This is a genomic window from Crossiella sp. CA-258035 (assembly GCF_030064675.1).
Lineage (GTDB): Bacteria > Actinomycetota > Actinomycetes > Mycobacteriales > Pseudonocardiaceae > Crossiella.
The window spans coordinates 720,074-743,784 of sequence record NZ_CP116413.1; the positions used below are offsets into that span (position 1 = coordinate 720,074).

The 23,711-nt window shown below is 71.5% G+C and carries 28 protein-coding genes; 11 read left to right on the plus strand and 17 right to left on the minus strand.

What is annotated here, in order from left to right; all coding sequences use genetic code 11:
* Positions 1 to 177 precede the first annotated feature (177 nt).
* Together N8J89_RS03470 and N8J89_RS03475 are read left to right on the plus strand one after the other, a co-directional pair.
* Positions 178 to 735 carry a phosphoribosyltransferase gene (locus N8J89_RS03470; protein WP_283662905.1) on the plus strand — a complete coding sequence of 186 codons (558 nt, stop codon included), beginning with the start codon at positions 178 to 180 and terminating at the stop codon, positions 733 to 735.
* Positions 736 to 850: 115 nt separating this feature from the next.
* Positions 851 to 1,636: a polysaccharide lyase family protein gene (locus N8J89_RS03475; RefSeq protein ID WP_283662906.1), complete on the plus strand. Its 786-nt coding sequence runs from the start codon at positions 851 to 853 to the stop codon at positions 1,634 to 1,636.
* Here N8J89_RS03475 and N8J89_RS03480 read toward each other — a convergent pair.
* Positions 1,614 to 2,882, minus strand: coding sequence for a TolB family protein (locus N8J89_RS03480; protein ID WP_283662907.1), 1,269 nt, complete (start codon positions 2,880 to 2,882; stop codon positions 1,614 to 1,616). The genes N8J89_RS03475 and N8J89_RS03480 overlap by 23 nt on opposite strands.
* A gap of 141 nt (positions 2,883 to 3,023) precedes the next feature.
* Here N8J89_RS03480 and N8J89_RS03485 point away from each other — a divergent pair, with 141 nt between their 5' ends.
* Genes N8J89_RS03485 through N8J89_RS03495 form a run of 3 tightly spaced genes read left to right on the plus strand, consistent with a single transcriptional unit; the run spans position 3,024 to position 5,382 of the window.
* Entirely contained in the window at positions 3,024 to 3,500 is a 477-nt protein-coding gene (locus N8J89_RS03485; RefSeq protein ID WP_283662908.1) for a GNAT family N-acetyltransferase, read from the plus strand.
* Positions 3,501 to 3,523: 23 nt separating this feature from the next.
* Positions 3,524 to 4,144 carry an ABC transporter ATP-binding protein gene (locus N8J89_RS03490; RefSeq protein WP_283662909.1) on the plus strand — a complete coding sequence of 207 codons (621 nt, stop codon included), beginning with the start codon at positions 3,524 to 3,526 and terminating at the stop codon, positions 4,142 to 4,144.
* Positions 4,141 to 5,382, plus strand: coding sequence for a hypothetical protein (locus N8J89_RS03495; RefSeq protein WP_283662910.1), 1,242 nt, complete (start codon positions 4,141 to 4,143; stop codon positions 5,380 to 5,382). The genes N8J89_RS03490 and N8J89_RS03495 overlap by 4 nt, the downstream gene beginning before the upstream one ends.
* Here N8J89_RS03495 and N8J89_RS03500 read toward each other — a convergent pair.
* The 6 genes from N8J89_RS03500 to N8J89_RS03525 all read right to left on the minus strand — a co-directional run bounded on the left by N8J89_RS03500 (position 5,379) and on the right by N8J89_RS03525 (position 9,270).
* The gene (locus tag N8J89_RS03500; RefSeq protein ID WP_283662911.1) at positions 5,379 to 5,954 is read right to left on the minus strand and encodes a hypothetical protein; all 576 of its coding nucleotides are present in this window, start codon (positions 5,952 to 5,954) and stop codon (positions 5,379 to 5,381) included. The genes N8J89_RS03495 and N8J89_RS03500 overlap by 4 nt on opposite strands.
* Positions 5,951 to 6,607 carry a hypothetical protein gene (locus N8J89_RS03505; protein ID WP_283662912.1) on the minus strand — a complete coding sequence of 219 codons (657 nt, stop codon included), beginning with the start codon at positions 6,605 to 6,607 and terminating at the stop codon, positions 5,951 to 5,953. The genes N8J89_RS03500 and N8J89_RS03505 overlap by 4 nt, the downstream gene beginning before the upstream one ends.
* A gap of 8 nt (positions 6,608 to 6,615) precedes the next feature.
* The gene (locus N8J89_RS03510) at positions 6,616 to 6,927 is read right to left on the minus strand and encodes a hypothetical protein (RefSeq protein WP_252486726.1); all 312 of its coding nucleotides are present in this window, start codon (positions 6,925 to 6,927) and stop codon (positions 6,616 to 6,618) included.
* Positions 6,924 to 7,208, minus strand: coding sequence for a YbaB/EbfC family nucleoid-associated protein (locus tag N8J89_RS03515; RefSeq protein WP_283662913.1), 285 nt, complete (start codon positions 7,206 to 7,208; stop codon positions 6,924 to 6,926). The genes N8J89_RS03510 and N8J89_RS03515 overlap by 4 nt, the downstream gene beginning before the upstream one ends.
* A 3-nt stretch (positions 7,209 to 7,211) precedes the next feature.
* Positions 7,212 to 7,532, minus strand: coding sequence for a YbaB/EbfC family nucleoid-associated protein (locus tag N8J89_RS03520; RefSeq protein ID WP_283662914.1), 321 nt, complete (start codon positions 7,530 to 7,532; stop codon positions 7,212 to 7,214).
* A 142-nt stretch (positions 7,533 to 7,674) separates the two neighbouring features.
* A complete protein-coding gene (locus N8J89_RS03525) occupies positions 7,675 to 9,270 on the minus strand; it encodes a dolichyl-phosphate-mannose--protein mannosyltransferase (protein WP_502868417.1) in 1,596 nt (531 codons plus the stop codon).
* A gap of 24 nt (positions 9,271 to 9,294) precedes the next feature.
* Here N8J89_RS03525 and rsmI point away from each other — a divergent pair, with 24 nt between their 5' ends.
* A complete protein-coding gene (rsmI, locus tag N8J89_RS03530) occupies positions 9,295 to 10,149 on the plus strand; it encodes a 16S rRNA (cytidine(1402)-2'-O)-methyltransferase (RefSeq protein ID WP_283662915.1) in 855 nt (284 codons plus the stop codon).
* Here the strand turns inward: rsmI and N8J89_RS03535 are convergent, their stop codons facing one another.
* Genes N8J89_RS03535 through N8J89_RS03560 form a run of 6 tightly spaced genes read right to left on the minus strand, consistent with a single transcriptional unit; the run spans position 10,150 to position 15,108 of the window.
* A complete protein-coding gene (locus N8J89_RS03535; RefSeq protein WP_283662916.1) occupies positions 10,150 to 10,524 on the minus strand; it encodes a DUF8711 family protein in 375 nt (124 codons plus the stop codon).
* Positions 10,525 to 10,582: 58 nt separating this feature from the next.
* Positions 10,583 to 11,599 (minus strand): ABC transporter ATP-binding protein, encoded by a 1,017-nt coding sequence (locus N8J89_RS03540; protein WP_283662917.1) that lies wholly within the window; start codon positions 11,597 to 11,599, stop codon positions 10,583 to 10,585.
* The gene (locus tag N8J89_RS03545) at positions 11,596 to 12,396 is read right to left on the minus strand and encodes an ABC transporter permease (protein ID WP_283662918.1); all 801 of its coding nucleotides are present in this window, start codon (positions 12,394 to 12,396) and stop codon (positions 11,596 to 11,598) included. The genes N8J89_RS03540 and N8J89_RS03545 overlap by 4 nt, the downstream gene beginning before the upstream one ends.
* The gene (locus tag N8J89_RS03550) at positions 12,389 to 13,183 is read right to left on the minus strand and encodes an ABC transporter permease (protein ID WP_283662919.1); all 795 of its coding nucleotides are present in this window, start codon (positions 13,181 to 13,183) and stop codon (positions 12,389 to 12,391) included. The genes N8J89_RS03545 and N8J89_RS03550 overlap by 8 nt, the downstream gene beginning before the upstream one ends.
* Positions 13,184 to 13,216: 33 nt before the next feature.
* The gene (locus N8J89_RS03555; RefSeq protein ID WP_283662920.1) at positions 13,217 to 14,221 is read right to left on the minus strand and encodes a medium chain dehydrogenase/reductase family protein; all 1,005 of its coding nucleotides are present in this window, start codon (positions 14,219 to 14,221) and stop codon (positions 13,217 to 13,219) included.
* Positions 14,222 to 14,271: 50 nt separating this feature from the next.
* The gene (locus tag N8J89_RS03560) at positions 14,272 to 15,108 is read right to left on the minus strand and encodes a metal-dependent hydrolase (protein ID WP_283662921.1); all 837 of its coding nucleotides are present in this window, start codon (positions 15,106 to 15,108) and stop codon (positions 14,272 to 14,274) included.
* A gap of 161 nt (positions 15,109 to 15,269) precedes the next feature.
* Here N8J89_RS03560 and N8J89_RS03565 point away from each other — a divergent pair, with 161 nt between their 5' ends.
* Both N8J89_RS03565 and N8J89_RS03570 read left to right on the plus strand, forming a co-directional pair.
* Positions 15,270 to 16,490 (plus strand): NADP-dependent isocitrate dehydrogenase, encoded by a 1,221-nt coding sequence (locus tag N8J89_RS03565; RefSeq protein WP_252486716.1) that lies wholly within the window; start codon positions 15,270 to 15,272, stop codon positions 16,488 to 16,490.
* 202 nt (positions 16,491 to 16,692) lie between these two features.
* Positions 16,693 to 17,001 (plus strand): SH3 domain-containing protein, encoded by a 309-nt coding sequence (locus N8J89_RS03570; protein WP_283662922.1) that lies wholly within the window; start codon positions 16,693 to 16,695, stop codon positions 16,999 to 17,001.
* Positions 17,002 to 17,016: 15 nt separating this feature from the next.
* Here N8J89_RS03570 and N8J89_RS03575 read toward each other — a convergent pair whose 3' ends face one another.
* Positions 17,017 to 17,472, minus strand: a complete 456-nt coding sequence (locus N8J89_RS03575; protein WP_283662923.1) for a hypothetical protein — start codon at positions 17,470 to 17,472, stop codon at positions 17,017 to 17,019.
* A 989-nt stretch (positions 17,473 to 18,461) separates the two neighbouring features.
* Between N8J89_RS03575 and N8J89_RS03580 the strand changes: the two genes are divergently transcribed.
* Positions 18,462 to 19,046, plus strand: a complete 585-nt coding sequence (locus N8J89_RS03580; protein ID WP_283662924.1) for a TetR/AcrR family transcriptional regulator — start codon at positions 18,462 to 18,464, stop codon at positions 19,044 to 19,046.
* Here N8J89_RS03580 and N8J89_RS03585 read toward each other — a convergent pair.
* A complete protein-coding gene (locus N8J89_RS03585) occupies positions 19,043 to 20,065 on the minus strand; it encodes an alcohol dehydrogenase catalytic domain-containing protein (RefSeq protein WP_283662925.1) in 1,023 nt (340 codons plus the stop codon). The genes N8J89_RS03580 and N8J89_RS03585 overlap by 4 nt on opposite strands.
* A gap of 151 nt (positions 20,066 to 20,216) precedes the next feature.
* Entirely contained in the window at positions 20,217 to 20,666 is a 450-nt protein-coding gene (locus N8J89_RS03590; protein ID WP_283662926.1) for a YdeI/OmpD-associated family protein, read from the minus strand.
* Positions 20,667 to 20,701: 35 nt separating this feature from the next.
* Here N8J89_RS03590 and N8J89_RS03595 point away from each other — a divergent pair, with 35 nt between their 5' ends.
* Positions 20,702 to 21,835 (plus strand): monodechloroaminopyrrolnitrin synthase PrnB family protein, encoded by a 1,134-nt coding sequence (locus N8J89_RS03595; protein ID WP_283662927.1) that lies wholly within the window; start codon positions 20,702 to 20,704, stop codon positions 21,833 to 21,835.
* On the opposite strand, the gene N8J89_RS03600 is transcribed toward N8J89_RS03595, so the two are convergent.
* Complete coding sequence (locus N8J89_RS03600) at positions 21,832 to 22,707, minus strand: DUF72 domain-containing protein (protein ID WP_283662928.1); 876 nt, start codon at positions 22,705 to 22,707, stop codon at positions 21,832 to 21,834. The genes N8J89_RS03595 and N8J89_RS03600 overlap by 4 nt on opposite strands.
* A gap of 143 nt (positions 22,708 to 22,850) precedes the next feature.
* On the opposite strand from N8J89_RS03600, the gene N8J89_RS03605 reads away from it, so the two are divergent.
* A complete protein-coding gene (locus tag N8J89_RS03605; RefSeq protein ID WP_283662929.1) occupies positions 22,851 to 23,708 on the plus strand; it encodes an SGNH/GDSL hydrolase family protein in 858 nt (285 codons plus the stop codon).
* Positions 23,709 to 23,711 lie beyond the last annotated feature (3 nt).

The following is a 23,711-nucleotide window of genomic DNA, read 5'->3' on the forward strand; positions in this document are numbered from 1 at the left end:
GGCTGCATATGCGGGAACAGGAGAGGCTGATCGGCGCAAACATCCCATGACTAGCGGAGCGCACAGTCCCGACCACTCCAGGTGTGCTCATTGCCCAATCCGGGTCTCCCGCCGTTTCCCTACAGTTCGGCCAGTGTGCAGGCGCCTCGTCGCGAGGCAGGAGGAGGTCGGACCGTCATGACCACCCTGGAGGACGTACCCGCGCCGAGTGTCGACTTCCAGGCGTGCCGGATCCTGTGCCTCGACCTGCCCTCGGACGTGCCACCGGCCAGAGTGGTGCACGAGCTCGACGGCGTGGCCCACCCGGTTGAGCCGTCCCGGCTGCTCGCGGTCGGCCACGCGCTCTGGTCGAGCTGGCTGAACAACCCGCACCACGAGCGGCCGGACGTGCTGCTCGGCTTCGACACCAGCGGCATCGTGCCCACGCTCGCGGTGGCGATGGCCTCCGGGCTGCCGTACCACCTGGCCTGGAAGCTGGACACCGAACGCCACGGCGTGCCGCGCAGGCGCAGCGCGGAGATCTTCACCTACGGCAGGCTGCAGGGCCGCCGGGTGCTGGTGGTGGACTCCGCGCTGACCCACTGCCACGCGATCGGCAGCCTGATCTCGGTGCTGCGGGACGAGGCCGCGGACGTGGTCGGCGTCGCCGCGCTCACCGAGGACGCGGACAACCGCAGCCGTCAGCACATCGAGTCGACTGGCGTGCCGCTGGTCTCGCTGACCAGGATGCGCTAAGGCGCGCGCGTTCAGAACCGTGAATCGTTGACAGAGTTTTCCTTGTCCCGTCAGCATGTAAGCGCTTACTCAGGGTCCGCCGCCACCCCCTGACGACGGAGACTGAGGAGAACACGTGACCGACGCACGCGAATTCAGCCGCCGCACCGCGCTGTCCCTGCTCGGCGGCGCCGCCGCGGCCCTCGCCCTGCCCGGCGCGAGCGCGCTGGCCGCGCCGCTGGCCTGGCAGCAGCGCTGGGCCCCGGTGCCCAGCCGGGACGGGCTCGGCGCCTTCGAGGGCGTGGAGGACGACCGGGCCAACTCGCACCCCGGCGCCAAGCACATCTACCCGCAGGGCGACACATACCGCTTCGACATGCACAAGCGGGACCGGGACACCTCGACCGACCGGCAGCGCAACGAGGTCCGCGGCATGCGCAGCGGCGGCGCGAGCGTGGACCTGTTCCAGGGGCAGACCTGGCGGTTCACCTACTCGATGTACATCCCCAGCTCGCTGAAGGCCACCACCAGCTTCACGCACATCATGCAGACCAAGATGCCCGGCCTGGGTTCCGCGCCGGTGACGGTGATGTCGTTGCGCCGCAGGGGCAGCCGCTCGACCATCGAGTTCAAGGTGACCGAGGGCGACGTGCTGGTGGGCGATGTGGACCTGGCTCCGTTGCAGAACAAGTGGATCGACACGGAGGTGGAGATCAAGGTGGGCAACGGGAACGGCTCGGTGCGCTGGGTGGTGCGCGAGGGCGGCCGGACCGTGATCGACGCGCGCAAGTCCAATGTGGACACCTGGCTGGATGACCGGCTGCGGCCCAAGTGGGGCATCTACCGCTCGCTGAACGACTCGGCGAACATCAACGACACCTACCTGCTGCTGCGCAACCTCAAGGCCTACCAACAGGTTTGACGTAGACGTCCGGGTAGGGACCCTCGCCGGAGCCGAGCTTGGCGTGCGAGGCGAAGGCGAGGGTCCGCCCGTCCGCGCTCAGCGCCGGGGTGAGCGAGAAGTCCTCGGCCTGCTTTCCGTTGGCGCGCAGGCTGATCCGGGTCAGCGTGCCGGTGCGCAGGTCCTTGACGAAGACGTCGTCGACGTTGTTGGTGTCGCCGGGCACCAGGTTCGACGCGATCGAGGCGAAGGCCAGCCTGCGGCCGTCCGCGCTGATCGTCGGCTGGTAGGGCTGGGCGTCCGCGGCCCGCCCGTCGCCGCTGGTGTTCACCCGGCGGATCTCCCCGGTGCGCAGGGTCTTCACGAAGATGTCCGGGGTGTCCTCGGTGTCGCCGGGCACCAGGTTGTCGCCCCAGGCCACGAAGAACACCTGGCCGCCGTCGGCGGTGATCGCGGGCATCAGCGTGTAGGAGCTGCTCTGCCCGCCGGTGGCGGTGGTGTTCGCCCTGGTGACCGCGCCGGTGGCCCGGTCCTTGACGAACATGTCCACGCTGCCGTTGGTGTCGCCCGGCACCAGGTTGGTCGCGGCGGAGGGGAAGACCACGTACCGGCCGTCCGCGCTGACCGCGGTGCCGTGGTGCACCTGCCTGTCGCCCTGCGCGCCGTCCGCGGCCACGCTGACCCGCTCGATCCCGCCGGTGCGCAGGTCCCGCACGAACACGTCCTCCACGCCGTTGGTGTCGCCGGGCACCAGGTTGGTCGCGGCCGAGCGGAACACCACGAACCGGCCGTCCGCGCTGATCGAGGGCGCGCCGGCGGACTCCCGGTCGCCGCCGGTGCTCACCCCGGTGCTGCGGCCGGTGCGGCGGTCGGTGACCACCACGTCCGGCAGGCCGTTGACGTCGCCGGGCACCAGGTCGGCAGCCTCGGTCAGGTAGGCGATGAGCCTGCCGTCCGCGCTGATCGCCGGAGTGTCGTAGGACGGGCCGTCGCCGCCGCTGACCAGCGAGGTCAGCCCGGTCCAGCTGTCCCGCACGAAGATGTCCCCGTGCCCGTTGCGGTCCCGCGGCACCAGGTTCGACGCGGTGGAGGCGAAGGCGACGAACCGGCCGTCCGCGCTCACCGCGGGCGTGCCGGAGGGGCCGTTGGCCGGGCCGCCGTGCCAGGCGCGGCTGACCACCTGTGCCGGTGTCGAGGCGGCGGCTGAGCTGGGCAGGAGGGCGGCCGCGGCGGCGACGGCGAGCACGACTGCGGTTCGAGCGGTCATCCCGCCATGCGACCATCCCGGCCCGCCCGCGCGACAGGGCCGGTCGGCCGAATTGGAAAGCGTTTACATTCACTGGAGAGGCTGGCGTGTCCCACCCGGGGCTGGTCATACTCACCCATCCCGGAGGCTGGGGAGGCCTCGATGGCAATGATGCGACTGACGGCGTACGAACGAGCCGACCGCGAGGACTGCCTGCGGCTGTTCGACAGCAACGTGCCGCTCTACTTCGCCGCCACCGAACGGCGCGAGTTCGCCCAGTTCCTGGACAAGCTGCCCGGGGTCTACCTGGTCGGCCGGATCAACGGCGCGCTGGTGGCCGCCGGCGGGCACGCGCCTGACCTGGCCCAGCCGGGCGTGTGGACGCTGTGCTGGGGCATGGTCGAGCGGCGCAGGCACCGGCAGGGCCTCGGCCGGGCGCTGCTGGAGGCCAGGCTGCGGATGATCGCGGCCGACCCGGACGCGGTCGCGGTCACGCTGAGCACCAGCCAGCACAGCACCGGCTTCTTCGAGCACCTGGGCTTCCGGGTGGCCAAGATCGTGCCGCAGGGCTTCGCCGAGCACATCGACCAGTACGACCTGCGGCTGGACCGGGCGGAGCTGATCGCCCGCTTCGGCTGAGCGAGTCCCGGTAGCGTGCGGACATGGCGGAGATCCTCGCGGAGGGCGTCGGCGTCCGGATCGCGGAGCGGTGGCTGTTCCGGGAGCTGGACCTGAGCGTGGCCGCCGGCGAGTGCGTGGCGCTGACCGGCGCGAACGGCATCGGCAAGTCGACCCTGCTGCGCTGCGTGTACGGCATCCAGCCGGTCAGCGAGGGCCGGGTGCTGGTGGCCGGGGAGGCGCCGGATGAGACCTCGGTGGAGTTCCGCCGCGCGGTCTCGGTGAAGCTGGACGACTCCGAGCTGTTCGCCGAGCTCAGCCCGCGCCAGCACATCGACCTGCTGCTCGGCTCCTTCGGGCGTCCGGCCAGCGCCGAGGACGTGCAGGAGCTGCTGGAGTACGCCGGGCTCGGACGCTGCGCGGACGTGGCCGCGGCGGCGCTGAGCGCGGGGCAGCGGCAGCGGTTGCTGCTGCTCGGCGCGATCGCCCGGCCGCACGAGGTGCTGCTGCTGGACGAGCCGGAGCGGGCGCTGGACGCCCAGGCCCGGCAGTGGGTGGCCGAGCTGGTCGGGCAGTGCACCGCGGAGGGCGTCGCGGTGGTGGTGGCCACGCACGACCCGGTGCTGCGGGCGGCTGTCGCGGACCGCGTGGTGGAGCTGACGTGACCCGGCTGCTCACCCGCCTCTGGCCGGACGAGCGCGCGCTGGGCGAGCTGTTCGCGGTGGCGCTGCTGGTCTACCCGTTCTTCGACCTGGCCGATGTCCGGCTCACCCTGGGCGTGACCACCGGCCCGGCCGCCGAGCCCGTGGTGCTGGCCGTGCTGTGCCTGGCCGCCGCGCTGGCCTGGCGCTCGCTGAGCAGGCGCGGCTTCCAGTGGGTCAGCCCGGCCCAGCTCACCTGGTCGGACTTCGGGCCGGGCGGCCGGGTGCGCACCCTGGGCCGCCGCCTGTGGGCGGACTGGGCGGCCCGGCTGGGCGGGCTGAGCTACCTGTGGGGGCTGCTCGCCCTGGTCGGCGGCCTGTCCGTGCCGGCCACGCTCGCGGGCACCGCGGTGCTGCTGAGCAGCGCCGGGCTGGCCGCGGTGCTGCTCTGGCGACTGCCCACCGAGCTGACCGGCGCGGTGGAGCTGGCGCTGCCCGCGGTGCTGGCCGCGCTGGCCGTGGTCGCGCTGTACGGCCTGCTCACCCCGGTGCTGCTGGCCGCGGTGGCCGGACTGTTCGGCACGCTGGCCGGGGCCGCGCTGATCGGCGCCAGACCCGCGGCCGCGCGGCTGGGCCGGGCCGAGCTGGTCGACCGCTGGGCGAACCGGGTCGTCCGCGGCACCGCCACCCGCTTCCTGGACGTGCTGATGCTGCTGCCGGTCGGCGAACCGGTGTCCCGGCGGATCACCCTGCGCCGCCCGGTGCTGCTGCGCCTGGAGTTGCTCCGGCTGCTCGCCCGCCGCCGGTTCGCGGTGCCCGCGCTGCTGGTCGCCGGACTGGTCGCGGCCGGGGCGGCCTGGGGCCTTTCGCCGGTGTGGCTGTTCGGCCTCGGCGGCTACTTCGCGGTGCTGCCGTTCACCGGCGGCCTCGGCGAGCTGTACCGCAGCGCGGGCCTGCGCCGCTGGCTCGGCTTCGACCTGAAGGTGATCTGGCGGACCTGGGCCCTGCTGCTGACCGCGCTGGTCACGCTGTGGACCGCGGTCGCGCTGCTGCTGGCGCCCGCCGCCTTCACCCCGGCCCTGCTGCTGGTGGTCCCGCTGGTCGCGCTGGCCGTGCTGCGGACCGTGGCCAGGGACAACGCCAGCTACGACACCAGCACCGCCACCATCGAGCTCGGCGGCGGCCCGATCCCGGTGGCCTACCTGGCCAACACCTTCCGCGGCTTCCTGCTGCTGCTGTTCGGGCTGGTGCTGCTCGGCTAACGGGCCTTGTCCAGCTCGGTCGCGGCCGCGGTGGCCACGGTCAGCGCGGACTGCCTGGCCTGCTCCTCCGGCAGCGGCACGGAGTTCCCCGCGGTGTCCAGGTCGACGCCGCCGAGCGAGATCGAGACCGACACGTTCGCCTTGCGGAACTCCAGCTTCTCCGCGCCGTTGGCGAACTTCCGGTACGCCTCGTCACCCACGCCCGGCACCGAGCCCGCGTCACCGACGCCCAACGAGGTGCGCATCAACTGGAAGGTGCGCGCCGCCAGCTCGGTGCCGGTCAGCCGGTCCTGACCGGCGGGCGTGCCGTAGTAGGTGGCGCTGACCGACAGGCTGCGCTGGTAGGGCTGGCCGCGGGCGGCCTCGGCCGCGGTGAACGACCAGTCGCAGGAGTTGCTCTTGCCCGGCACGCCGATGCCCGGCTTGCCGGTCGCGCCGCTGACCACCGAGGTCGCCACCGGCCCGGGAACCAGGGCGCAGGCGTCCGGCGCCGCGCCGAACCGGTCAGCGGGCGGGTCGCCCCCGCACCCGGCCAGCACCAGCACCAGCGGCACCACCCACGCGGCCCTCATGCCGGCCTCGGGCGGACTTCCCAGCCGCCCGCGTCGGTGGCCGAACCCGGGATCGCGCTGGGCACCTTGAGGTCAGCGGCCTTCTGGCGGAGGTCGACGCCGGTGCGCTTGTACTCCTGGGTCAGCGTGGCCGCGGTGTTGAGCAGGTCGCTCACGTTGCGCACGAAGTCCGCGATCGCGCTGGTGACCGCCTCGGCCACGCCGAGGAAGAACTCCTTGATGCCGGCGATGATCCCGCCGGTCAGCTGGATGATGATGGCCGCGCACTCCAGCAGGAAGCGGACGCCCTCGCAGTAGACCTTGGTCATCGTCTCCTGCGAGTCCTGCAGCAGGTCGGCCATCTCGCCCATGACCTTGGTGGCGGCCTCGAAGACCTTCTCCAGGTGGTTGACGTAGATCTCGAAGGAGTCGTAGGCCGAACCGGACCAGTAGGCCTTGAGGTTGGACCGGCAACCGGTGATGTCGTCCAGGGCCTTGTCGATCATGACTTTGGCCTCCGGGTCCCAGTCCAGCGCGTGGCTGCTGACCACCTCGGGGTGGCCGAACCAGTCGCGGATGGTGTCCACCAGCTTGGCCACCGCGGCCTGGCCGACCTTCGCGCCGTACTCCCTGACCTGGGCCGCCTCGGCCTCCGGGAAAACCGGCAGAGTCATCGCCGCCCCTACCTGATCTCGTAGCCGAACTTGCGGTAGAACTTCGCGTCCTTGCTCTCGTACTCGTTCGCCACCTGGCCGAGTCCCTTGCCTGCCTCGTCCAAGGCGATGAACCCTTTCTTGAGCGCTTTCAGCACGCTTTCCAGCGCCTGGTTGTAGTTGTCCGGCACACTCGCGAGCTTGCCGAGCAAACCGAGGTCATCGGGACTGAGCACTTTTCCGTGCAGCTTCTTGTGCGCGTTGTCCCAGGAGTCCGCGGCGTCCAGCAGGAACTTCACGTTGGCCCGCAGCGCGGCTGGCACCACCTGGTAGCCGGTCATCCGAGCGCCTCCTCCCGTCGAGCCCTCGCCTTGTCCTCGGCCGCCCGCACCGCGGCCACCACGGCCCGGCCCAGCGCCCTGCCGTTGGTGTAGGCGAGCCCCTCGGGGTCCAGCTCGACCGACTGGAGCCCGCCGAGCGCGTTCACCACCACCTGGCCGAGCTGGTTGCCGATGTCCTGGCTGACCAGGGTGCTGGTCGCGGTGGCCGCCCATGCCTTGACCTGCGCCAGCCTGCGTTCGGCCGCCGCCAGGTCGTCCTGGATCTCGCGCAGTGACCGCACCGCTCAGCCCTCGAAGGCGGGCAGCAGCTCGGCCAGCGCGGCCTGGTTCTGCGCCGCGGCCAGCGCCCGCGCCTCGCCGATCGCCGTGACGATCACCGGGCCGAGCCGCCGTGGATGGGCCGTGCGCAGGGCGCGGTCGTCGACGTCCAGCTCCAGCAGCTCGCCGACGCCGTTCACCACCGCCGTCACCGAACCGTCCGGTGCGGCCGCGGCCGCGCGGTGCCGGTGTCCTGCCGCCTCGGCGCGCGCGGCGGCGAGCCGTTGCCGAGTCTGTTCGAGCTCGCGCTCCACCGCGCTGAACCCGCCAAGGTCAATTTCTTCCACAGGTGCCCCCCGCATTGATCTAATGGCACCCTATCGACGCACGTGCGGGGGCGCTTCGCGATCTTCGTGAATACACACGAAAGGACCGTGAATTAGCCTAGTTATTCAGTTGGCTATTTGCCAATTGATATTGAATTTTTCCCTAATTCCAGGAAGGTAGCCACACTTCGGCCTGCCAGCGCCACGGGGTCACCGAGTCGCCGTTGAGGATGGGCCACAGCCAGATGAAGTTGGCGATCACCAGGCCCACGTACAGCGCCACCACCAGCAGCCCGGTCTTGCGCCGTTCCGCCCCGGCATCCGCCCTGCCCAGCACCTCGCCCAGGATCAGCACCAGTCCCAGCACCATGAACGGGGCCATCGGGGTGGCGTAGAAGTAGTACATCTGGCGGTCCAGGTTGCTGAACCAGGGCAGCCAGCCCGCGCCGTAGCCGACCAGCACGGCGGCGTAGCGCCAGTCCAGCTTGCCGAAGGCGCGCCAGACCGCCCAGCCCAGCATCGGGAAGGCCAGCCACCACATGGCCGGGGTGCCGATCAGCTTCACGCCTGCCATGCAGTCGGTGCGGCCGCAGCCGGGCACCACGCCGTTGGACTCCAAGTAGTAGAGCATCGGCTTCAGGCCCATCGGCCAGGCCCAGGGCTTGGACTCGTACGGGTGCTTGTCGGTGGGGCTGAGGTTGTTGTGGAAGGTCAGCACCTCGTTGTTGTTGTACAGCAGCGCGCGCAGCGCGTCCGGGATGAAGCCCCAGGTCCCGCCCTCGGGCAGGGCGCTGCCGACCAGGTGCCGGTCCACCCCGGTCTCGCTGGCGAACCAGGCCCACCAGGTGCCGAAGTAGACCAGCACCGGCAGCACGGCCAGCGAGGCGAAGGCCGGGAACAGGTCCCGCGCGATGGTGCCCCGCCACGGCCGCCGCACCCCGGCCGCGCGGCGGGCGGTGACATCCCAGAACACGCACAGCGCGGCGAAGGCGGCCACGAAGAACAGCGCCGACCACTTCACCCCGACGCCCAGCCCGAGCAGCACCCCGCCGGCAAAGCGCCACCAGCGGAAACCCAGCCGCGGTCCGTAGTCGCTGACATTTGCCCAGCCCTCGCGGACCGCCACCGCCAGCCGGTTGCGCACGATGTCCCGGTCCACCAGCAGCGCGCCGAACCCGGCCACCACGAACAGGGTCAGGAAGATGTCCAGCATGCCGACCCTGGAGCCCACGTGGCTGACCCCGTCGGCGATCAGCAGCACCCCGGCCAGCGCGCCCAGCAGGGTGGAGCGGGTCAGCCGCCGGGCGATCCGCACGATCAGGATCACGCACACCGTGCCGGCCACCGCCGCGGTGAACCGCCAGCCCAGGCCGTTGTAGCCGAAGAGCCACTCGCCGATCGCGATCAGCTGCTTGCCCAGCGGCGGGTGCACGATCAGCCGGAAGCCGGGGTTGTCCTCGTAGCCGCCGTTGTGCAGCACCTGCCAGGCCTGCGGCACGTAGTGCTTCTCGTCGAAGATCGGCGTGCCCTTGTCAGTGGGGTGCGCCAGGTTCCAGAACCGCACCAGCCCGGCGATCACCGCCAGCGACAGCGTCACCAGCCAGCCGCGCAGCCGGTCGCTCGGCATCGGCGGCCCGAGCCGCTCGGCCGGGTCGCGCAGCACCGCCCCACCAGGCGGTTCGGGCGGCGGCGCCTGTTCGGCTGCCAGCCAGCCCTCGTCGGTCGGACGGCCGGCGGCGGGCGGCACCAGAACACTCACGCTGCCGATCGTAGGGTGAGCCGCATGAACGTCCCACCCGGATCGGGTCGATTGGTGCTCGCGGCCACGCCGCTCGGCGAGATCGGCGACGCCTCACCACGCCTGTCCGAGGCCCTGCGCAGCGCCGATGTCATCGCCGCCGAGGACACCCGCCGCCTGCGCAACCTGTGCGCCGCGCTCGGCGTCGAGCCCGCCGGGCGGGTGGTGAGCTTCTACGACCAGAACGAGGTGGGCCGCCTGCCCGGCCTGGTCGAGGCGGTCCGCGGCGGCGAGCGGGTCGTGCTGGTCACCGACGCTGGCATGCCCAGCGTCTCCGACCCCGGCTACCGGCTGGTCGCCGCCTGTGTGGCCGAGGACCTGCCGGTGACCTGCCTGCCGGGGCCCTCCGCGGTGACCACCGCGCTGGCCGTCTCCGGACTGCCCTGCGAGCGGTTCTGCTTCGAGGGCTTCCCGCCGCGCAAGTCCGGCGAGCGGCGGCGCTGGTTCACCCAGCTGGCCAGCGAGCAGCGCACCGCGGTCTTCTTCGAGGCCCCGCACCGGCTGGCGGCCTGCCTGGCCGACGCGGCCGAGGTGCTCGGCGACGACCGCCTGGCCGCGGTCTGCCGCGAGCTGACCAAGACCTACGAGGAGATCCGCCGCGGCAGCCTGGCCGAGCTGGCCGAGTGGGCGGCGGAGGGGGTGCGCGGGGAGGTCACCGTGGTGCTCGCCGGGGTCTCCGCCGACCAGGACGAGGTCGAGGTGACCGCGCTGGTGGAGGTGGTGGAGGAGCGGGTGCGCGGCGGCGCGCGCCTCAAGGACGCCACCGCCGCGGTCGCCGCCAGCACCGGGGTCAGCCGCAAGGCCCTCTACGACGCGGTGCTGCTGGCCAGGAAGTCCTGATCAGCCCAGGCAGACCTTGCGCACGTTGTCCAGGTTCTTGACCGTCTGCTTGGCCCAGTCGGCCAGGTTGACCACGCCGTCCACCTTCTCCTTGGCCAGCGAGGTGTAGTGGTCGGCCACCGTGGTCAGCGCGCCCTTGACGTCGGCCTCGGCCACGTTCTTGGTCAGGTCGATCAGCCGGTCGGCCTTCTCCTTGGCCTCGTTCCTGGTCTGCTGCGGGTCCGCCGGGTTCGGTTGCAGCGAGGCCAGGCTGATCGCCTCGGTGCAGACCTTGGCCTTGTCCGCGAACGCGCTCGCCTGCTGGCAGGCGCCGAGCAGGGCGATCGCGGGCACCGCGGTGAGCAGGAGCAGAGCCAGCCGAGGTGACCTGCGCATCGGAACCCCTCCAGTGATCAACGTGTGAGTGTGCCGCCCAGGCTAGGGAGATCGGCGGTCACCGTGCGTCGGTCCCGGGATTGACGCCGATCTCCTCCGCTGGGTGGACAACCCCGCCCGCGTACAGCCGTCGGATCACGTCGTCGATGGAGGGCTCGACCACCGAGATGTCGTGCACCGCGGCCCGCTCGGCCACCGCGGCGATCAGCGCGGGCGCGGTGATCCGGTCCCGCTGGAACACCAGGTGGTGCCGCCTGCCCTCGTTCTCCACCCTGGTCTGGGTCACCCCGGGCAGGCCGGTCAGCGGTTCGGTGGGCTGCTCCAGGTCGACCACCAGGGTGCGCTCGCCGACCGCCTCGGTGCGCAGGGTGGCCAGCGGCCCGTCGGCCAGCACCCGGCCGCGGTCGATGACCAGCAGCCTGCGGCAGAGCCGCTCGATGTCGTCCAGGTCGTGCGTGGTGAGCAGCAGGGTGACGCCGCGGGTGGCGTTGAGCTCGGCCAGGAACTCGCGCAGCCGCTCCTTGGACTCCAGGTCCAGCCCGATGGTCGGCTCGTCCAGCACCAGCAGTTCCGGCGCGTGCAGCAGCGCCGCGGTGACCTCCCCGCGCATCCGCTGCCCGAGCGAGAGCTGCCGCACCGGGGTGCGCAGGAAGTCACCCATGCTGAGCAGCTCCACGCACTCGGCCAGCCGGGCCGCGTGCTCAGCGGCAGGCACCCGGTAGATGTCGCGGAGCAGCGCGAAGCTGTCCGCCAGCGGCAGGTCCCACCACAGCTGGCTGCGCTGGCCGAAGACCACGCCGATCCGCGCGGCCAGCTCCACCCGCCGCCGGGACGGGTCCAGCCCGCAGGTGCGCACCCGGCCGCCGGTCGGGGTGAGGATGCCGGTGAGCATCTTGATCGTGGTGGACTTGCCCGCCCCGTTGGGACCCACGTAGCCCACCGCCTCGCCCCGGGCCACGGTGAAGGACACCGCGTCCACCGCGGTCACCTCCCGGCGCTCGCTGCGGAACCGGCTCAGCTTGTGGCGCACCGAGAAGGTGCGGGTCAGTTCCTCGGCCTCCAGGTGCGGGGTCATGATCCAGTCCCTCGGTAGTGTCTGACCGCGGCCCGCCACACCAGCGCGGCCAGCCCCAGCGCCAGCGCGGCCACCACCGGGCTGATCCAGCCCAGGAAGGCAGGCGTGCCAAGGGGATCGGGCTTGCCGAGCAGGGCGAGCGCGGGGAAGTAGGCGATGAAGGCGGCCGGGATGACGAAGGCCAGCGCGGTGCGCAGCCAGGCCGGGTAGATGGTGATCGGGTACGAGGCGAGGAAGTGCCCGCCGTAGGTGAGGCCGTTGGTCAGCTCCGCGCCCTCGATCAGCCAGAAGCACACCGAGGCGGCCATCACCCACACCGCGCTCATCAGCACCGCGCCCGCGATCGGCGAGACCACCAGCAGCAGTGCGGTGGGCCAGCCCCATTGAATGTCCACTGTGGACACCACGTAGGCCAGGATGCCGACGCCCAGGCAGATCCGGCCCAGTCGCCGGAGCTGGAAGTCCGAGACCATCAGCTGGCCGAGGCTGCCCAGCGGCCGGATCAGCAGCGAGTCGAACTTCCCGGTGCGCAGGTACTGCGGCAGCCGGTCCAGCTGGCCAACGGCCAGGTCAGCCAGGCCGAAGGAGGTGCTGGCCAGCGCGTACATCAGCAGCACCTCATCCCGGCTGAACCCGCCGAGGTCGGTGACCCTGGAGAAGATCGCCAGGATCGCCACCAGCTCGGTGGCCTGCGCCAGCGCGTCGCCGACGCAGGTCATCAGGAAGGAGACCCGGTAGGTCAGCTGGGAGCGGATCTGCGCGCCGATCAGCCTGCGGTACACCCCGAAGCTAGCCACCCTGCACCACCACCTTGCGCACCGCGCCGCGCAGGGCCAGCCGACCGCCGAGGTAGAGGATGCCGAGCCAGACCAGCTGGTGCGCCAGCGGTGCCAGCGGCGGACCGGCCTCGGTGAACACGTCGATCGGGGCCTGCACCAGCGCGGGGAACGGGGTCAGCCAGAGCACGGTCTGCAACCAGTCCGGGAAGAAGGCCAGCGGCACGATCAGCCCGCCGAGGATCCCGGCGGACATGCCGTAGAGGGAGACCGGGCCCCGGTTGTCCAGCAGCCAGAACGCGCTGAGCCCCAGCAGGAACCGGGCGCCGAAGCTGACCGCCACGCTCAGCCCGAGGCTCAGCGCGAACAGCGGCCAGGTCAGGCCGTGCGCGGGCCACAGGAACGGGAAGAACAGCGCGCCGAAGACCACCGGCGGCAGGAACCGGGTGAGGAAGGCGTACCCGGCCCGGCCGAGGTCCTCGGCGAGCAGGACCAGCTGCAGGTTCCACGGCCGGGACAGGTCCACCACGACGTCGCCGGTGCGCACCCGCTCGCCGATCTGGTGCTGGCCCCACAGCACGACCGTGGCCAGCAGGCCCTGGCCGAACCACACGTAGGTGGAGGAGCGGGCCGCGTCGTACCCGGCGACCTCGCGCCGCCCGTCGAGCACGGCGAAGAGCACGGAGACCCGGAGCAGCCCGAAGACCAGGTTGGTGCCTAGGCCGGCCAGGGTGGCCCCGCGGTAGGAGGAGTAGCGACGGAAGCCCGCGCCGATCATGCGCGCGTAGAGGGCGGCCGGAGAGCGCACGTCAGTCCACGCTACGGCGCGGGTCAACCGGGTTTACGGGATCAGCACGATCTTGCCGACACCCCGGCCGCTGATCATCTTCTCCAGCGCGGCCCCGGCTTCCACCAGTGGCAGCTGCTCGGCGATCGGCACCTCCAGCTGGCCGCTGCGGACCAGCTCGAACACCGCGACCAGGGTCGCCCTGGCCTTCATGTCCGGCCGGATGCCGTAGAAGCTCGCCCGCCGCCCGTTGGCCGCGCCGAGCAGCCCGCGCAGCCGGTAGCCGAGGACGCGGCCGAGGAGCGGCAGGTACGGCAGGAACCGGTTGCCGGGCCGGTCGTAGGTGCTCGCGGAGCCGTAGCCGACGACGATCCCGTTGCGCGCCAACAGGTTCCAGCTCCGCGCGTAGCTGCCCGCGCCCAGGTGGTCGAACACCACGTCCACCCCGCCCGGCGCCAGCTCGCGCACCCGCGCGACCACGTCGCCGCGGTAGTCGATCGGCTCGGCGCCCAGCTCGCGCACGGCCGGGTGCTTGGCCGCCGATGCGGTGCCCAGCACCCTGGCGCCCGCGTTGAGCGCGAGCTGGACCAGCAGCGAGCCCACCCCGCCGCTGGCGCCGTGCACCAGCACGGTCTGCCCGGCGCTGATCTTGGCCACCTGGTGCGCCAGCTGGTACGCGGTGATCCCGTTGAGCACCACGGCCGCTGCGACCGGACCGGCGATCTCCTCCGGCACCGGCACCAGCGACTTGGCCGGCACCTCGGCGAAGCTGCGCCAGCCACCGGTGACGGTCAGCGCGGCCACCCGCCTGCCCACCAGCTGCGCGGGCACGCCCTCGCCGACCTGCCGTACCTTGCCGACCAGTTCGTAGCCCGGGGTGAACGGGAACTTGGGCTGCGCGGGGTAGGTGCCGTGCAGCATGTGCACGTCCGCGAAGGCCACCCCGCTCGCCTCCACCTCGATCAGCGCCGATCCGGCCGCCGGGGCCGCCGCGATGCGTTCCCGCACCTCAACCGGCCCGCCCTTGGCAACCACCACGATCTCGCGAACCCGTGTCACCGGCACTCCTCCCAGTCAGCTGCCCCCAGCTTCCCACCTCGCGCCGGTGGTCAGCCCGCCGCGACGGGCGGCACCGAGGACCAGCCGCCGGGCAGCAGGTCCCAGTCCAGCCAGGGCACCGCGCCTGCCCGCTGCAACGCGGCCGCGGACAGCCACACCGCGGCGATGGTCAGCGCGGGCAGGATCAGGCTCAGCTCGACCTTGCCGCCGGTCTTCATCCGCAGGATCTTCGGCGGCGCCACCGGGAACCACAGCTTGCCCATGATCGGCACCGGCCACAGCATCGGACAGCCCTGCTCGGTGATCGCGTCCCCGATGTAGTGCGCCACGCAGCCCGCGATCACCGCGATGCCCAGCGCGGGGGCCTGTTCCGGCCCGGTCTGCGCCCAGGACCAGCACAGGATGGTCAGCAGCGCGGAGGAGCCGCTGATCGCCCAGGCGTCCCGCTTCGGGCACCACTTGTGCATCAGCCCGCGCACGGCCAGGCCGCAGAAGAAGAACAGCAGGATGGGCAGCGCCCAGCGGTTGGTCGCCTGCACCACCGCGGTGGTGCCGATACCGGCCAGCAGCGCGAAGACCACGGTGTGGGTCAGGCCGCGGTGCCCGCCGTCCCGGTTCGAGTCCTTCTTCGTCCGGGTTCCCCGGTACACGGCGTGACTGACCGTGTTGATCGCCTTGGAGGCGGCCTTGCTGATCGGCCCGAAGGTGCGGGACACGGTGGAGCCCGGGTGGTCCAGGTCCGGCAACAGCGCTGCTCCCGAGGCCATGATGGCCCCCACCACCACGGTCTGCGGGGTGAAGTGGCCGAGGTCGTAGGCGCCGAAGCCGACCACCACCGCCCCCCAGGCCGCGGTCCCACTGATCGCGTGCGTCGGCCCCGTCGACATCGTCCCCCCAGCGTTTCACCCGATCCAGCGAGGGAAACCTATCGGGCCACACCGACAGCGGGTGTGACGGTGTTCCCTTTTCCCGAGGCCCGAAAGCGACTACCCCCCGCTTACCAGTACGCTCGTCTTGCTTGCACCGTCGCGAGAGGAGAGCCCGTCGTATGGGCAAGATCAAGGTTCACGGGACCGTCGTCGAGCTCGATGGCGACGAGATGACCCGCATCATCTGGCAGTTCATCAAGGACAAGCTGATTCACCCGTATCTCGACGTCAACCTCGAGTACTACGACCTCGGCATCGAGCACCGCGACGCCACCGACGACCAGGTGACGATCGACTCGGCCAACGCCATCAAGAAGCACGGCGTCGGCGTGAAGTGCGCCACCATCACCCCCGACGAGGCCCGCGTCGAGGAGTTCGGCCTGAAGAAGATGTGGCGGAGCCCGAACGGGACCATCCGCAACATCCTCGGCGGCGTCGTCTTCCGCGAGCCGATCATCATCTCCAACATCCCCCGCCTGGTGCCCACCTGGACCAAGCCGATCATCATCGGCCGTCACGCCCACGGTGACCAGTACAAGGCCAGCGACTTCAAGGTCCCCGGCCCCGGCACCGTCACCATCACCTACACCCCGGCCGACGGCTCCGAGCCGGTCGAGATCGAGGTGGCGCAGTTCCCCGAGGGCGGCGGCGTCGCCATGGGGATGTACAACTTCCGCAAGTCCATCGAGGACTTCGCCCGCGCCTCGCTGTCCTACGGGCTGCTGCGCAACTACCCGGTCTACATGTCGACCAAGAACACGATCCTCAAGGCCTACGACGGCATGTTCAAGGACGTGTTCGAGGAGGTCTTCCAGGCCGAGTTCAAGGCCGAGTTCGACGCCAAGGGCCTGACCTACGAGCACCGCCTCATCGACGACATGGTCGCCGCGGCCATGAAGTGGGAGGGCGGCTACGTCTGGGCGTGCAAGAACTACGACGGTGACGTGCAGTCCGACACCGTGGCGCAGGGCTTCGGCTCGCTGGGCCTGATGACCTCGGTGCTGATGACCCCGGACGGCAAGACCGTCGAGGCCGAGGCCGCGCACGGCACCGTGACCAGGCACTTCCGCCAGCACCAGGCCGGCAAGCCGACCTCCACGAACCCGATCGCCTCGATCTTCGCGTGGACCGGTGGCCTGAAGCACCGCGGCAAGCTGGACGGCACCCCCGAGGTCACCGGCTTCGCCGAGACCCTGGAGCAGGTCATCATCAACACGGTCGAGAGCGGCCGGATGACCAAGGACCTGGCGCTGCTGATCAGCAAGGACCAGGAGTGGCAGACCACCGAGGACTTCCTCGCCACCCTGGACGAGAACCTGCAGAAGAAGATGGCCGGCTGATCTAGGCCGCCAACAGGCTCCGAGGGCCGTCTTCCCGCGCCGGAAGACGGCCCTCGGGCTGTCTGATCACTTCTTGTTGCCGCGACAAGCACGTTCGGGTGGCGCCACCGGCCGCCCGGGTGCACTTGCCGACCGGCCTCTTCGCAGCTCAGGGACGGCCCGCTATACCGGGTAGGGGTCCGTGAGCGCCTAGGAGGCCGCTGTGTTCATGATCCGTCCGGTGCTGCTGGTCGGCGCCGCCGCCGCTGGCCTGTTCGTGCTGTCCTTCGGCAGCGACGCCCAGGGCGACAAGCCGGCCGACGGCCAGCCCCGTTGCGAGTTCCAGGTCCAGGCTGACCTGCTCAACGTCCGTTCCGGCCCCGGCCCCGAGCACAAGGTGGTCACCCGCCTGCGCAAGGACGCCCTCACCGGCGGCCACGGCGAGACCAAGGACGGCTTCCGCAAACTCGCCGACGACCGCTGGGCCGCCACCGAGTTCCTGAAACCGGACTCCCGCAACACCTGCCAGTGACTCCGCCTCGCCCAGTCACCGCCCCCCGGTCACCACCCCGTTTGCCCCCAGCTCCACCCGCGGCCGATCCCCGTCCAGCTCCACCCCCCGCACCGCCACCCCGGACACCCCACCCGGCAACGGCGCGCGCCGAACGGGCACCAGCTCCCGCACCTGGTCAAGGGCCACCGGATCGCCATCCACACTGGCACTCTCCGGCCCCACCACCACCTGGTCCCCCTCGATCCGCACCCCCAGCACCACCTCGACCCGCCGCCCGTCCACCACCCCGTCGAACCGGTTCCCCACCCCCGCCCGCAACCCCGTCACCGCGGGCAGGCTGACGAACCAGGACACCGACTCGGCCCGGTGCTCCCCCGGATCCACCCGCCGCGCCACCACCCGCACCGGGTTGCCCGCCGAGTCAGTCCCGTCCACCTCCACCACCTCGAACCAGCTCCCCGCCGAGTCCACCCCCGGCACCCCCTCCACCCGAACCTCCCCAGCCAGCCCCGCCACCAACGACCGAACCTCCGCCGCCACCACCTCGGCGGAGGACCCCCCAGCCCACAACAACGGCGCGACCAAATACGCCACCAACGCCACCCCAGCCACGAACCCCGCGACCCGCCCCACACTGACCCGCCGCCCGGCGTCCATGAGTACCGCTCCTCCCAGTGATCTTGAGACCACCTTGCCGGGGCGGGGAGCGAGGTACCTCGGCCGTTGAGCCGGAGATGCTGGGGCGGGGTCGGTCGATCGGTCAGCGGGGAATGTGTTGGCGCGGCTGCGGATCGGTGGCGGTGCCGCCCCGGCTCGCGCACGCCGCCTCCTCGCCGTCCTGCCGCTGTTGTGCCGGCTGCCTCCGCAGCCACCAATCGCTTCTCTCGCCGGTCTTGGTCGCCCATCACCGCCACGGTCCTGAATATGACCGGTCATCTCAATATGACCGGTCGTCTCGCCTGCCTGGGGGCGGAGTGGTGGGGGAGCTTGGCCGCTTGCCGCGTTGCGCAGGGAGCCGTGCGATCGCTGACCGGGCTTCGTTGCGCGACCGCCTCTGTGCTGTGTGCAGGCCCCGCAACCCGCCTAACCGCACCATCCACCCGCCAGCCGAGCCGCGAGCCAACCGCCCGCCCGCCCGCCGCTCCGTGGCTTGCCATCCGCCCGCCGCTCGACCGCCCGTCATCCGCTCACCCGCCATCCGCCGCCCACTGCCCGCCGTCTGCCGCCTGCGCCCACCGCCACCCGGTCCTCGCCATCCGCCGCCCGCTCCCCGCCTATCGCCGCCTCTGTCCGCCTGCCACCGCCCCTGCCCGCCCGCCGCCGCCCATCTGCCTCTGTCCGCCTGCCGCACCCGCCTGCCGTCACCCGCCACGCCGCTCCGCCCAGCCCCCACCCCACCCCGCCAGCACCCACCCCACCACCCCGCCACCCCTCCCACCAGCCTTGACACCCCCAAGACGACCGGTCATATTTACCCCATGCCACGCCCCAGCGTCCGCGAACTCATCGTCGAGACCGCCCTCTCCGAGTTCCACCGCAAAGGCTTCTCCGCCTGCTCCGTCGAGGCCATCACCCGCGCCGCGGGCGTCCCCAAGGGCTCCTTCTACAACCACTTCCGCAGCAAGGAAGAACTCGGCGTCGAGGTGATCGGCCGGTATGCCGGCAATCCCGACTGGTACCGCGACCCGAAGTCCGACGCGCCGCCGCTGGAGCGGCTGCGGGCGCGGTTGGTGGTGATGCGGGATGTCATGGCGGACAACGAGTTCACCAAGGGCTGCCTGATCGGCAACATGGGTTCCGAGCAGGCTGACCACAGCGCGTCGATCCGGGCCGAGGTGGACGCCAGCCTCGCCTCCTGGTCGGACGTGATCGCCCAGACCATCCGGGAGGGGCAGGCCGACGGCACCGCCAGGGCCGGGCTGGACCCGGACCGGACGGCCCGTTTTGTGCTGAACGCGTGGCAGGGCACGTTGCTGCGGGCGAAGGCGGTCAAGTCGGAGCAGCCGTTCGACGACTTCTTCGCCATGGTGTTCGACGACCTGCTCGCCCCGAGCCGGGGCTAGGCGGTCAGGTCCAGCACCACGCGGAACCGGGCCTTGCCGGAGAGCATGTGCTGGTAGGCCTTGGCCGTCTCGCTCAGCGGCAGCACCTCGGTCATCGCGCGGACGCCGCTGCGCGCGCTGAACCGCAGGTTGTCCTCGTTCTCGATCGACGAACCGGTCAAGCTGCCGCTGATCCGCCGCATGCCGAAGATCAGGTCCGCGGTCCGCGCCGTGATCGGGTCCGGCGCGGCGCCGACCACGATCAGTTCGCCGCGCGGGGCGAGGCCGGTGACCAGCGGTGACATCGAGGCACCACTGGAAGCGGTGGCGATGATCGCCGCCGCGCCGCCGAGCCGCTGCAGGGCCTCGCCGGGGTCCTCGGCGCGGCTGTCGATGTAGTGCTCCGCGCCCAGTTCGGCGGCCAGGGCCGCCTTGTCCGTGCCGCGGGCGATCGCGGCGACCCGGTAGCCGAGCGCGCGGGCGTGCTGAAGTCCCAGGTGACCAAGGCCGCCGATGCCCTGCACCGCGACCAGCGCGCCGGGCCGGGCGTCGAGGCGGGCCAGCGCGCTGTAGGTGGTCAGGCCGGCACACAGCAGCGGCGCGGCCTCCACGGCTGACAACTCCGCCGGGATCCGGGCCAGTCCGGAGGCCCGCGCGTAGACCACCTCGGCGTAGCCGCCGTCCGCGCTCAGCCCGGTCCGCGGCTGGTCCGCGCAGGTCACGAAGTCACCCCTGCGGCAGGACTCGCACTCGCCGCAGTGCCCGCCGAGGAAGCCCACGCCGACCCGCTCGCCGACCCGCCAGCTGCGCACCCCGGCGCCGACCGCCTCGATCACGCCGACCACCTCGTGCCCCGGCACGATCGGCTCCGCCCTGGTCCCCTCGACCGCCAGCGCGTCGGTGTGGCAGACCCCGCAGGCTTGCGCGCGCAGCCGCACCTCGCCGGGACCTGGCTCCCGCACCTCCCGGTTGACCAGCGCGAACTCTTGGGAGCCGAGCGCGGTGACGGCTCGGTAGGTGGTGCTGGGTGCGGTCGCCATGCCCTCAATATGACCGGTCGTCTTAAACGCTGTCAAGGCGACGCGGACGGCCCCGACGACCCCTTGACCACCCGCCGACCCACCGCCGCGAGCACCGCGTCAGGCCAGCGTCCGCCGACCGCGCCCCGGACGAGCCGCGGCCCGCCCGGCCTCAGCGCGCCCTGCCCTCCTTGAGCATCGCCACCGACTTCGCGATCCGCCGCGCCCTGGTCTCCTCGGTCTTCGCGCCGTCCACGTTGAGCACGTGCCAGCGCTGGTTGCTGTAGGAGATGCCGTGGAAGAACTCGGCCGCGGCCGGCTCGGCGGCCAGCGCGGCGGCGAAGTCCTCGGGCAGCTCCACGGTGCGCGGCGCGCTGTCCAGCGCCACCGTCACCTCGACCTGATCACCAGCGGCGACCCCGGCCGCGGTGCGGTTCTCCGCGCTCAGCGGCAGCCAGAACTCCCCGCCCATCGCCGCCACCGTGCTGCGGTAGGTGTGCCCGCCGACGGTGACCAGCACGGCGGGCCGCTTGCCCGCCCCCAGCGCCTCCACCACCTCATCGGGGACCTGGAGCCCGGTCGCGGTCTTGCCGCCGAGCACGACCGTGGTCGAGAACTTCATCGCGGTGTCCTTTCTCCTGTGGTACCAACGCGATCGTGACCACCGCAACGGATCGACTGGATCAGTGGATCCGGACGGAGTTCGCCGACCTCAACACCGAGCTGGAGCAGCGGTACTTCGCCGCCCGCACCGAGATCCTGCTCGGTGACCCTGACATCGACCGCCTGAAGCACACGATCGTGACCCGCGGCGCCGCGCTGATCGCCGAGCTGGACCCGGTGGACAGCTACGACCTGCTCGGCCTGGTCGGCTTCTACCTGGGCGCCTGCCGCCGCCACGAGACCGGCACGGACGCGGAACTGGTCCCCGCGCACGCCGCGGCCAACCGGATCGGCCTGGCCCTCGGCGTCGCGCCGCGGTACGTCTTCGCGCACCAGTCGCTGCACAACCTGGCCGGTCGCGCGGGCTACCGCACCTTCACCACGCTGCCGGACGAACGCGTCTTCATCGAGTACAACGGTCTGTCCGTGCTGGCCTACCAGCGCGCCGCCACCGCGCTGCGCCGCATCCCGACCCTGGGCGTCGGCAACCCGCTGGCCGGCTACCTGCTGGCCGAGGCGCACAGCGCGCTGCTGGACGTGCTGCGGTTCAACCAGAGCCTGGCCAAGGAACTGGACGTGGACCGGTTCTTCTTCAACATCCGCCCGTACTTCAAGTCCTACCGGGTCAACGGCATCGACTACCGCGGCGCCAACGCCGGTGACTTCGCCGCGGTGAACGAGATCGACCTGCTGCTGGGCCTGTGCCGCCCCCAGGACCCGTTCTACCAGCAAATCCTCAGCGAGAAGGCGCCGTACCTGCCGCCGGAGGACCAGCCGCTGCTGCGTGCCGCGATGACCCAGCAGCCGCTGCTGACCGCCTTCCTCCGCGAGTCCGCCGCGCCGATGCCCGCCCAGCTGCGCGCCAACACCGAGCTCTTCCTCGACGTCTGCCGGGCGCACGCGGCCGCCTACACCTATCACCACCACCAGCTGGTCAAACCGTTCCTGGAGGTCCCGGCCCAGCACGCCCCGCCCAGTCGCCAGGACGGCCTGACCGCCAGCGGCCCACCGCTGGCGGTGGTCATCGAGGGCCTGGCCCGGCTCGCGGACCTGCGCGCGGCCAGGGACCGCCCAGGCCTGAGCACCGCCCGCGCCGACCTGGACCTGCTGCGCGAGCGCTGCGGCTAACGCGCCTCGGCGGGCACCAGGTCGCGGAACCGGGCCGCGTTCACGTGCGCGCTGTCGCCGGAACAGTTGTTGAACACCACGAACGTGGTCTCCGCCCGCGCCGCCAGGTCCCGCACCCGCTCGGCCCAGTCCGCCAGCTCGGTGTCGTCGTAGCGGTACCGGTACCGCGCCAGCTTGTCGCCCCACTCCCACTCAGGGCTCCGCCCGTGCAACCGCAGCACGGCTTCCGGCGCGGTCACCGCCGTCACCGGAGGCACCGAGCCGGGCAGGCCCTGCGTCATGTCCACGCACACGTACGCGATCCCGTGCCTGGCAAGGAAGTCCAGCGTGCCGTCCCGCTCCTCCTCGCTCAGCCAGGCCGGATTCCGAAACTCGGCGCACATCCGCAACGGCGCCACCCGCCGCGCGCACTCGGCCAGGTAGGCCCGCGCCCGCTCGCCCGGCCGGAAGTAGGGCGGGAACTGGAACAGCAGCAGACCCAGCTTTCCGGCTGCCACCAACGGATCCAGCTCATCGAGGAACCGCTGCCACACCTGGTCGAACAGCTCCGGTTCCAGGTCGCCCGGCCGCACCTCGCGCGGACCGGCCGGCCGCAGCTCCGGCGGCAGCATGGCCACCGGTGTCCGGTGCCGGGTCAGCAGGCTGAAAGCCTTGACGTTGAAGACAAATCCGTCCGGCGTGCGCTCCGCCCAAGCCTTGGTGACCGAAGTTCGAGGCAGTCCGTAGTAGGTCGAGTTGACCTCCACGAAGTCGAAACGCTCCGCGTAGCAACGCAACCGCTGCTCCGGCGTGTACACCCCCGGCGGGTACCAGCCCGTCGCGATCAGCGAGGAGTCGGACCAGCCCGCCGTACCAACCCGTATGGCTCCCACCCGCAACGGCTGCCCCGCTGGGCCGCGCCCGAAACGAGGCCAGATGGCGGCTCTACCTATTTAATTCGCCTGCTCTTGACCGTGCCGAGCGCCACCGGTCACGCTCCGTATCGTCTTGCTACTCGCAAGTAGGGAAGGTCTCCATGGCTCGGTTCCTGCTCGTGGCCGGTCTGGTCGCGACGATGGCACTGCCCGCCGCGTCGTCCCTCGCAACGGCCGCGCCGACCGCCGTCCAGCGCTACGTGGCCCTGGGCGACTCCTTCGCCTCCGTCGGCACCATCACCAACATCCACCTCGACCCCGTGGGCTGCGCGCGGTCCAAGGACAACTACCCGGCCCAGCTGGCCGCCCGCCTCAAGCCCAAGACCTTCGTCGACCGCAGCTGCGGCGCCGCCAAGACCCCCGACATGACCGCGCCCCAGACCGTCCCCCTCGGCGTCAACCCGCCGCAGTTCGACTCCCTCACCCCCGACACCGACCTGGTCACCCTGTCCATCGGCGGCAACGACATCGGCTTCGGCGAGATCGTGCTGACCTGCGCCACCCTGAGCGTCACCGACCCCGGCGGCGCGCCCTGCAAGAAGCACTTCACCAAGGACGGCGACGAGATCAACCGCCGCATCGCCGACCTGGGCCCCAAGGTCACCAAGGTGCTGGAGGGCATCAAGTCCAGGTCTCCCAAGGCCCGCATCGCGGTGGTCGGCTACCTGCGCATCCTGCCGCCCACCAAGGGCTGCTGGCCCCTCGTGCCCATCGCCGCGGGCGACGTGGCCTACTTCGAGCAGGTGCAGGCCCACCTGAACACCAGCATCGGCAGCTGGTCGGCCAAGGTCGGCGCCACCTTCGTCAACCCGGGCCTGGTGACCGGGCACGACGTGTGCCAGCTGCCGGGCGTGAAGTGGGTGGAGGGCCTGATCCCGACCTCGCTGTCGGTCCCGGTGCACCCCAACGCCAAGGGCCAGGAGTACGTGGCCGGCCTGACCGCCGCCGCCCTGCGCTGACCC